The sequence below is a fragment of the Paludifilum halophilum genome (assembly GCF_002245355.1).
In the GTDB taxonomy this organism is placed as follows: Bacteria; Bacillota; Bacilli; order Thermoactinomycetales; family DSM-45169; genus Paludifilum; species Paludifilum halophilum.
Window position 1 is genome coordinate 1 of sequence record NZ_NOWF01000021.1, and the last position, 6,894, is coordinate 6,894.

Here is a 6,894-nt window from a genome sequence, read left to right on the forward strand (position 1 = left end):
TCGTCTATCAATACCAGTTGCTCCAGGCGATCCGGGACGGATACCTTTCCGATCTGAAGACGGAGCGAGTTGATTTGAATCTGGACCTGGACGAAATCCACACCGTGGCCGGGGACTTCAACCAGGGGGAGTTGGACGACGCTCTCCTCCAGGCCGAAGTTGCCCAGGCGGTGGCGGAAGCGTATGTAGAACACGCATCGGATCGAAAAGGTATCGTCTTTACAGTCAGCGTCGACCAAGCGAAACGGACGGCGGCGGCCCTGCGGGCGCAGGGAGTGGCTGCCGAATGGGTGGCCGGGGAAATCTCGATGGAGGAACGCCGGGCTATCCTGCAGCGCCTGAAGACCGGCGAAACTCAGGTAGTTTGCAACTGTATGGTACTGACGGAAGGGTTCGACGAACCGACCGTAGACTGTGTGATTGTAGCCAGACCAACCAAGTCCCAATCCTTGTACATTCAAATGATTGGACGGGGAACCCGGAAAGCCCCTGGTAAAAAGGATTGTCTCGTTCTGGACGTGACGGGAGTTTCCAAGCGTCACAAGCTGGTGACGGCTCCGACCCTATTCGGACTAAAGGGAACAGAATCCGGTGAAACGATTACGGAGGCTTTGGATCGAGAGGAGGAAGAAGAAACCAAACGGAGCGCGGAAGCGGACCGCCTCCGGTCGATCTTTGATGAAGACAACGAGCTGCAGGAGTTTCGTGAAATGATTCGCTGGCTTTCCGTGACACCGGATGTCTATGCCCTCTCCGCTGGGGAAGCCGGAACGGTGGTTTTGTATCCGGGGGAAGGCGGACACTACGCCAAGGTGATGAAGCAGAAAGAGGAAGATGAAATGCTGACTCAAGAACCGGTGTGGTTGGAGCTGGCTCAGGGGATCGCCGAAGACTACCTCCGAAAAGTGGGGACACTCGGACTGATCCAACATAATGCCGGATGGCGGTACCAACCGATGACGGCAGGTCAAGAACGGATATTGCGGTGGTTGAAAAAGTGGCTGGGTGAGATCCCCACCACGATGACCCGCGGGCAGGCATCGGACTTTATAACGAAAGGGTTAGTCCGGCGGGATTTAGGAATCCGCTGAATTTAAGGCAGCGCGGCAACTCAACAACAGTAGGTGATACGGATGGCATTAAGACAAGAAATAGAACCGCTTGATGAAGCGCTGCGCCTATCTCAACACGGGGTGAAGGTGATCCAACTTCATGCACCCACTAGTCAGGGGTGTACTTGTCAGCGAGACTGTGGCAAAAGTGCTGGCAAGCACCCGATTCTGACGGACTGGTCAAAACATGCGACAGCTGACCCAGATCAGATCCGGTATCTGTGGAACCAACATCCATGGGCTAATGTTGGGGTTCCAATGGGAAACGTGAACGGTCTTTTCGCTCTCGACATAGATGGGCCCAAAGGACAAGAAACACTTCAGAAATGGATTGTTGAATATGGTGACCTTCCGCCAACTTGGCAAGTGATGACCGGTGGTGGGGGAATGCAATTATGGTACCGAGTTCCTAATGATTTGGAGATTCCGAACAGTGTGAAGAAAATCGGACTGAATATAGACATCCGGGGAACCGGTGGGCAGTCGGTTGCCCCCGGAAGTCTTCACCAAAGCGGGAAAAGATACCAATGGGCACCAACACGTAGCCCAGAAGATCTGGAGCCATCGAAACCGCCAGAGTGGTTGGTGGATAAGATTCGGGAAATCGTTGAAGGTCAACGACAGGCGAAGCTGGACGGAATCCAGCTGGATCAGATTGATGTGGTTCTGGATGAAAGAAGAAAGCCAGATTTTGAAAAGCTGGTTCAACTCCGAAATACATCCAAGAAGTTCAAAGAAATTATCGATGGGAAGCGGAGCTTTGCGAGCCCTTCCGAACGTGATCTATCCATAGCGAATATTGCGGCCGTCAAAGGGTGGACGGATCAAGAGATCGCGGATCTGTTGATCATGTACCGGAATAGCCAAGGAGATGATCTGAAACATCCTCTTTACTACCAGTTGACAACAGGGAAAGCCCGCAAATGGGCAAATGAACAAAAGGTGATTCCTTTGAAACCTCAAGAATCAGAGAATATGACAGTCCAGGAAGTGGAGCCGATCCCACTCCCTAAGAACCCCCAAGTGGAGCCTTTCCCGGTAGATGTGTTCCCGGAACCGGTTAGAAGATTTTTGGAAGAAGTAGGATCTTCCATCGGTCTCCCAACCGATTATCCTGGAGTCCATGCATTGAATTTTTTAGGAGCAGGGATTGGTAATACGCGAGTAATCGAACTAAAAAAGGGATATAGACAGCAACCAAACCTCTATTCAGCTTTAGTGGCCGATACAGGTACTGGGAAAAGTCCAGCCTTGGAGCAGGCTTTCGAGCCGATATTGTCCATTCAAAAAGAATATGCTCAAATCTATCAAAATCAGTTGGAAGAATATGATACCGCTTATCGGCAATATCAAGCCAAGGTGAACGAATGGAAAAAGAAAAAAGATGGGGACCCTCCCACTGAACCGGAACGTCCCCTAATGAAAGAACTATATGTCACTCAAGCAACAATGGAAGCCTTACTTCGTGCTCTTAAGAATAATAATCGTGGGATTGTACTTAAAGCGGATGAATTATCCGGGTGGATCGGAGGAATGAACCAATACAAGGGAGGAAAGGGGGATGATCGAGAACATTATCTTTCCTTGTGGTCCGGATCAGATGTCAAAGTGAACCGAGTAAGAGACAACGGAGAACCACTTTTTATTCCCAAACCATTTTGTTCTGTAACGGGAAATATACCGCCAGACATACTTCCAACCCTAAATGATGAGCAGGGAAATGAAGATGGTTTTATCCATCGGGTTCTGCTTGCTTATCCAGATTCTCAAGATCCAGCAGAGTGGACCTGGGAAGGGATTTCTGATCAAGCCATTCAGGGATATGCAGATGTGTTTCAACGTCTGTATAACTTGAAACCGGAAATGGTTGGGACAGAATCAAAACCGAAGATTTTAACTTTGACTACAGCTGCAAAAAAGTGGTGGGCAGAATGGTTTAAGATTCATATCCGAGAGATGAAAGACCCGGACTTTTCTAAGAAACTTCGCGGTCCTTGGGCTAAAATGCCCAACCAACTGGCAAGAATCGCGTTGATTATACACATGACTAGAGTGGTTTGCAGTGAGGCTGAAGACGGTGCAGTGGACGAAATTAGTCTCAGCCGTGGTATCCAATTGGTGAGATATTTTAAAAGCCATATCCGTAAAGCATACCAAGAGTTGGGAAAGTCCAACGTAGATAAACGAATTGAAGAAGTAGTGGACTGGATTCGACAACACGGCGGAAAGGTAAAAAAGCGTGATATACAACGAAAACGTATCGGTGGTTGTAAGAAAGCTTCAGATGTAGATCAATTGTTTAATGAATTGGAAGATCACGGATATGGACAAAGAGAAAAGGAGACACCGCCGAAAGGTGGACCAAAAACAATTACGTTCAAGCTCTTTATTTAACGTTTGTCACCGTGTGTCAACGTATGTCACGCGTTTGTCAATGGAGAGAAACACCGAAAAAGCCTGTCATTATTGTCTTTAAGAGCGTTTGTCACGTTTGTCACACCTCTATATATAAATAAGCGTTTTTAAATATTTACATTATATGTAAAATAAATTCTTTTTTTCTCTTTTCTCTATAAAGGGATGTGACAGTGTGACAAACGCCATGAAAGCCTTTTGTATCAATGGTTCAGCACTGTCACAGTCCATATGACAAACGGTGACAAACGTGACAAACGAAAAAGGAGGAAGAGTTATGGAAATCCAACCGATCCAAAACGAGCAGGAATATGAGGAAGTCTTGTCCAGGCTCCGAAAAGGAGCGGAATATATCGAAAGCCCAGAATTTCAAATGAAGTCACAAGAACATAAACGAGTAGCCATGGAACGGTACAATCAGTTGTCAGAACAGATCATGAGATATAAGGGGTGGATTTGAATGGGGAAGGCACAAAAAGAGAAGGGATCACGCCGTGAAAGAGAGTTCGCTTCCATTATCGGTGGTCAGCGGATCCCTCTCTCTGGATCTGCCAAACATGCCGGGGAAGCACATGCGGGAGATGTCGAAGGAAATCATCCGGGCAGTTGAACGGGAGCGGCAGGCGGCACTGCAAACTATCCGGCGGAGAGAGGAGTTTGAGAATGTGGTTTCGATTGAAGTACAGAGACACAGTCGGAAAGAGAGTCGGGTATCTCTGTTGGGCTCAAGATCCGGAAATGTTGATGAACAGTTTACATCGTCATAGGATCATAACTGAAAATGTCGATCAACTTTGGATCGATGAAGGAAATGGATTTGAACATTGGCGACCGGAATTGCTGAAACGAGTTCAGATAAAAAAGGAGTGGGCGGAATGATCAAGCCGATCTATACCACCAAATGGGCGGCGTTTCCGTTGGATGACATTATGTGGATAGAACAATGCTCAAAGAAATACCCAAACGACAAAGGATTCTTTATCATCTTAAAATGTTCTCGCTACAACTACGAAATCGATGAGTGGGAGAACGTGATTCATCTCGAAGCGGAGGAAGCTGAAGAGCTAATGGAGGTATGGAACCAATACAAGGAGCAGGAGGCAGACGAATGATCTGGTGGAACCTGTTGGGCGCGGCACTGGATGTAGCGTTGTTCTCCTTGATGGCGACCGCTGCGGTGGCGCTTGGTAGCGGTATCGGGCTGGCCTACTGCTATCTGGCTGAGAAAAAGCAGAAAAACGAGGAGGCGATGAAATGATGAAACGGGGGCCAGTCATGACGGAGCGCTACGGCCCGATGGTGCGCGGATACTTTGAACCGAAAGGAGGTGAGATCATGAAAAGAAAGTTTGTCGCGTGGGAGGATTTCCTCCGGTGGTTGCTTCACGATGACGACGAAGACAACCACATTGACCCGATTGGAGACGGAGAAAATGGAAACCCCTCCGCCGGGAGTAGGGACCAGCGAAGGGGCAAAAACGAGGGGTAGCACAAAACCCTCTCCCCAAAGGATACACCATCCGGCGGGGAGAGGGAACACACAAAAAAAGGAGGCGGACGGAATGAACTACCTTTGGATCTGGGAGGGATGAGGATGAAGGTTCAGGTCACTGACGACCATTGCAGGGGGTGCCTGTGGCTACTGGACGGTGGTGCATGCGCATTCCATCGATGCGTGAAGGAGTACGGCTGGGAGACTGATCGGCGGAAGTAGAAACTTTCAAAGGGGTGTGGGAGATGGGTGCAGCTATGAAAGCAGTGACATATAGAAAACCCACCTACCGAAAAGAGGTGGAGCGGATCCTGAAGGAATATCCGGTTCTGAAGGTAGCAGTAGAAACGGAACAGGAAGCGGAGAAAGCGGGAGCCGGGCTGTACCCTTCCTGCACATCCTCATATGAAGAGCGAGTGAGCGGTGGCTATAGTGAGTATCAGTCCAGCACCGAGAGATATGGGATTAGACGAGCATCCAAGCAATTGAAACTCCGACGGATCGACCAGGCGTTGTTAGCCCTCGATATTGATGAACGGTTGCTTGTTGAAGAACGATACTTTGACCAGGCAAATCCAAGCGATGCAATAGTATACGACTGTCTGGGATGGAGTAAGCGGAACTATTACCGGGTTAAGAGCCGAGCATTTAAAAAACTGGCCTTTGCTCTGAATCTGCTCTGATTGGCAACTTTATGGCACTTTTTTGGCACCAAACGGACGAAATACGGTGTTATTATGATATTGGGGCCACGCTTTCACGGCGTGCCCTTACTTTTTTAATCATCGATTTATGATTGCGACTGAACGGCGTTACTTTCCTCGTGAAAATTGTGACGAATAAGTGGACTAAGCATAAGATGTACAGGAAACTTACCCCTCCTGACGAATAATTCTGTAGGAGGGGTAAGATGACATACAAACAAATTCACTTCCATAAAATGCGCATGTATAAGGCTGTCATTCAAAAAGAAGCTATGGCAACAGACTCAGTAAGAAAAGAATATAAATCAGAAAAAGAACTTGATGACAAGATAAAACATGTGTTAGATTCCCACGCAATTAATAACTGTATTCGGTTAGGGGGGGAAGAAACGTCAGATGTGTTTGAGCTTATAAATAAAGATGACAAGTATATATTTGCTAAACTGGGGCGTTCCAGAGATTATTTTTCGGTCCAACTTCGAGATAGAAAGACGATGGAAGGTTTTCCGATTGAAAAAAAAGATGGCCAAGATCTTGAGTTGTTTACTTATGTTTTGATTGATCGCGAAAATTATGTCCTTTCATATCTTCGTGATAAATCTGCACCATTTATTCAGCAACTAAGCAAGCTTATCGATGTTTACTGTAAAGCCCAAAATTTATGTGCTGAGATTTCCAGCGTAATCATTGATGATGCAATTCCTTTACTATCTAAAAAGAAAATTATTGGATCGATGTATTATACTGTTTCTGTTCCACAATGGCAGCTTATTGACATTGATAACTTAGGACTTACAGAAGATGATTTTGAATTACTTGATGATAAAAATACAGTGCAACTTGAGGTTAAACTTCTTGCACAAAGAAACAAGGATTCAATCAAAGACAAAAGTAAATTGGGGAATTTTATAGAAAATGTACTGAGTAGAGGAGCAAGAAAATTAAAAATTAAGGCTAAAGATGAAGGAGAGTATATGCAAACATATCCTATTGAAGATAGCCCTTTTACAAGAAGGGAAAGATTTGATTTTAATCGGAATGCTGATGACGTGGAAAAAGAAATACAAGAAAAATTAATTTGTATTTACGAAGGGGATAAAGACGATATTCTAAGGTATGTAAGAAAAGGTGGTAATGGAGAATGAGGAAAAAAAAGAAACACTTTAGAAGAA

Annotated in this window: 9 protein-coding genes; all 9 read left to right on the top strand. The window is 46.3% G+C overall.

What is annotated here, in order from left to right; all coding sequences use genetic code 11:
- On the top strand, positions 1 to 1,091 hold a 1,091-nt coding region (locus tag CHM34_RS18060; RefSeq protein ID WP_276207724.1), incomplete at its 5' end, for a DEAD/DEAH box helicase.
- A 42-nt stretch (positions 1,092 to 1,133) separates the two neighbouring features.
- Positions 1,134 to 3,506 (top strand): DUF3987 domain-containing protein, encoded by a 2,373-nt coding sequence (locus tag CHM34_RS18065; protein ID WP_094266006.1) that lies wholly within the window; start codon positions 1,134 to 1,136, stop codon positions 3,504 to 3,506.
- Positions 3,507 to 3,804: 298 nt separating this feature from the next.
- Positions 3,805 to 3,987 (top strand): hypothetical protein, encoded by a 183-nt coding sequence (locus tag CHM34_RS18070; RefSeq protein ID WP_094266007.1) that lies wholly within the window; start codon positions 3,805 to 3,807, stop codon positions 3,985 to 3,987.
- Between the two features lie 34 nt (positions 3,988 to 4,021).
- Positions 4,022 to 4,294 (top strand): hypothetical protein, encoded by a 273-nt coding sequence (locus CHM34_RS19470; RefSeq protein WP_169713830.1) that lies wholly within the window; start codon positions 4,022 to 4,024, stop codon positions 4,292 to 4,294.
- Between the two features lie 108 nt (positions 4,295 to 4,402).
- Positions 4,403 to 4,639 carry a hypothetical protein gene (locus CHM34_RS18080; RefSeq protein ID WP_094266009.1) on the top strand — a complete coding sequence of 79 codons (237 nt, stop codon included), beginning with the start codon at positions 4,403 to 4,405 and terminating at the stop codon, positions 4,637 to 4,639.
- A complete protein-coding gene (locus CHM34_RS19475; protein WP_169713831.1) occupies positions 4,636 to 4,785 on the top strand; it encodes a hypothetical protein in 150 nt (49 codons plus the stop codon). Before CHM34_RS18080 ends, CHM34_RS19475 begins: the two co-directional genes overlap by 4 nt.
- Positions 4,782 to 5,015 carry a hypothetical protein gene (locus CHM34_RS18085; RefSeq protein ID WP_094266010.1) on the top strand — a complete coding sequence of 78 codons (234 nt, stop codon included), beginning with the start codon at positions 4,782 to 4,784 and terminating at the stop codon, positions 5,013 to 5,015. The genes CHM34_RS19475 and CHM34_RS18085 overlap by 4 nt, the downstream gene beginning before the upstream one ends.
- 248 nt (positions 5,016 to 5,263) lie before the next feature.
- The gene (locus CHM34_RS18090) at positions 5,264 to 5,701 is read left to right on the top strand and encodes an ArpU family phage packaging/lysis transcriptional regulator (protein WP_141201768.1); all 438 of its coding nucleotides are present in this window, start codon (positions 5,264 to 5,266) and stop codon (positions 5,699 to 5,701) included.
- Positions 5,702 to 5,928: 227 nt separating this feature from the next.
- The gene (locus tag CHM34_RS18095) at positions 5,929 to 6,867 is read left to right on the top strand and encodes a hypothetical protein (protein ID WP_094266011.1); all 939 of its coding nucleotides are present in this window, start codon (positions 5,929 to 5,931) and stop codon (positions 6,865 to 6,867) included.
- The last annotated feature ends 27 nt before the right edge of the window (positions 6,868 to 6,894 follow it).

What these genes read in the sequence shown, in the direction of transcription:
- CHM34_RS18065 (WP_094266006.1), top strand. Translation starts at nt 1,134, where the DNA reads ATGGCATTAAGACAAGAAATAGAACCGCTTGATGAAGCGCTGCGCCTA.
- CHM34_RS18070 (WP_094266007.1), top strand. Translation starts at nt 3,805, where the DNA reads ATGGAAATCCAACCGATCCAAAACGAGCAGGAATATGAGGAAGTCTTG.
- CHM34_RS19475 (WP_169713831.1), top strand. Translation starts at nt 4,636, where the DNA reads ATGATCTGGTGGAACCTGTTGGGCGCGGCACTGGATGTAGCGTTGTTC.
- CHM34_RS18080 (WP_094266009.1), top strand. Translation starts at nt 4,403, where the DNA reads ATGATCAAGCCGATCTATACCACCAAATGGGCGGCGTTTCCGTTGGAT.
- CHM34_RS18090 (WP_141201768.1), top strand. Translation starts at nt 5,264, where the DNA reads ATGGGTGCAGCTATGAAAGCAGTGACATATAGAAAACCCACCTACCGA.
- CHM34_RS18095 (WP_094266011.1), top strand. Translation starts at nt 5,929, where the DNA reads ATGACATACAAACAAATTCACTTCCATAAAATGCGCATGTATAAGGCT.
- CHM34_RS18085 (WP_094266010.1), top strand. Translation starts at nt 4,782, where the DNA reads ATGATGAAACGGGGGCCAGTCATGACGGAGCGCTACGGCCCGATGGTG.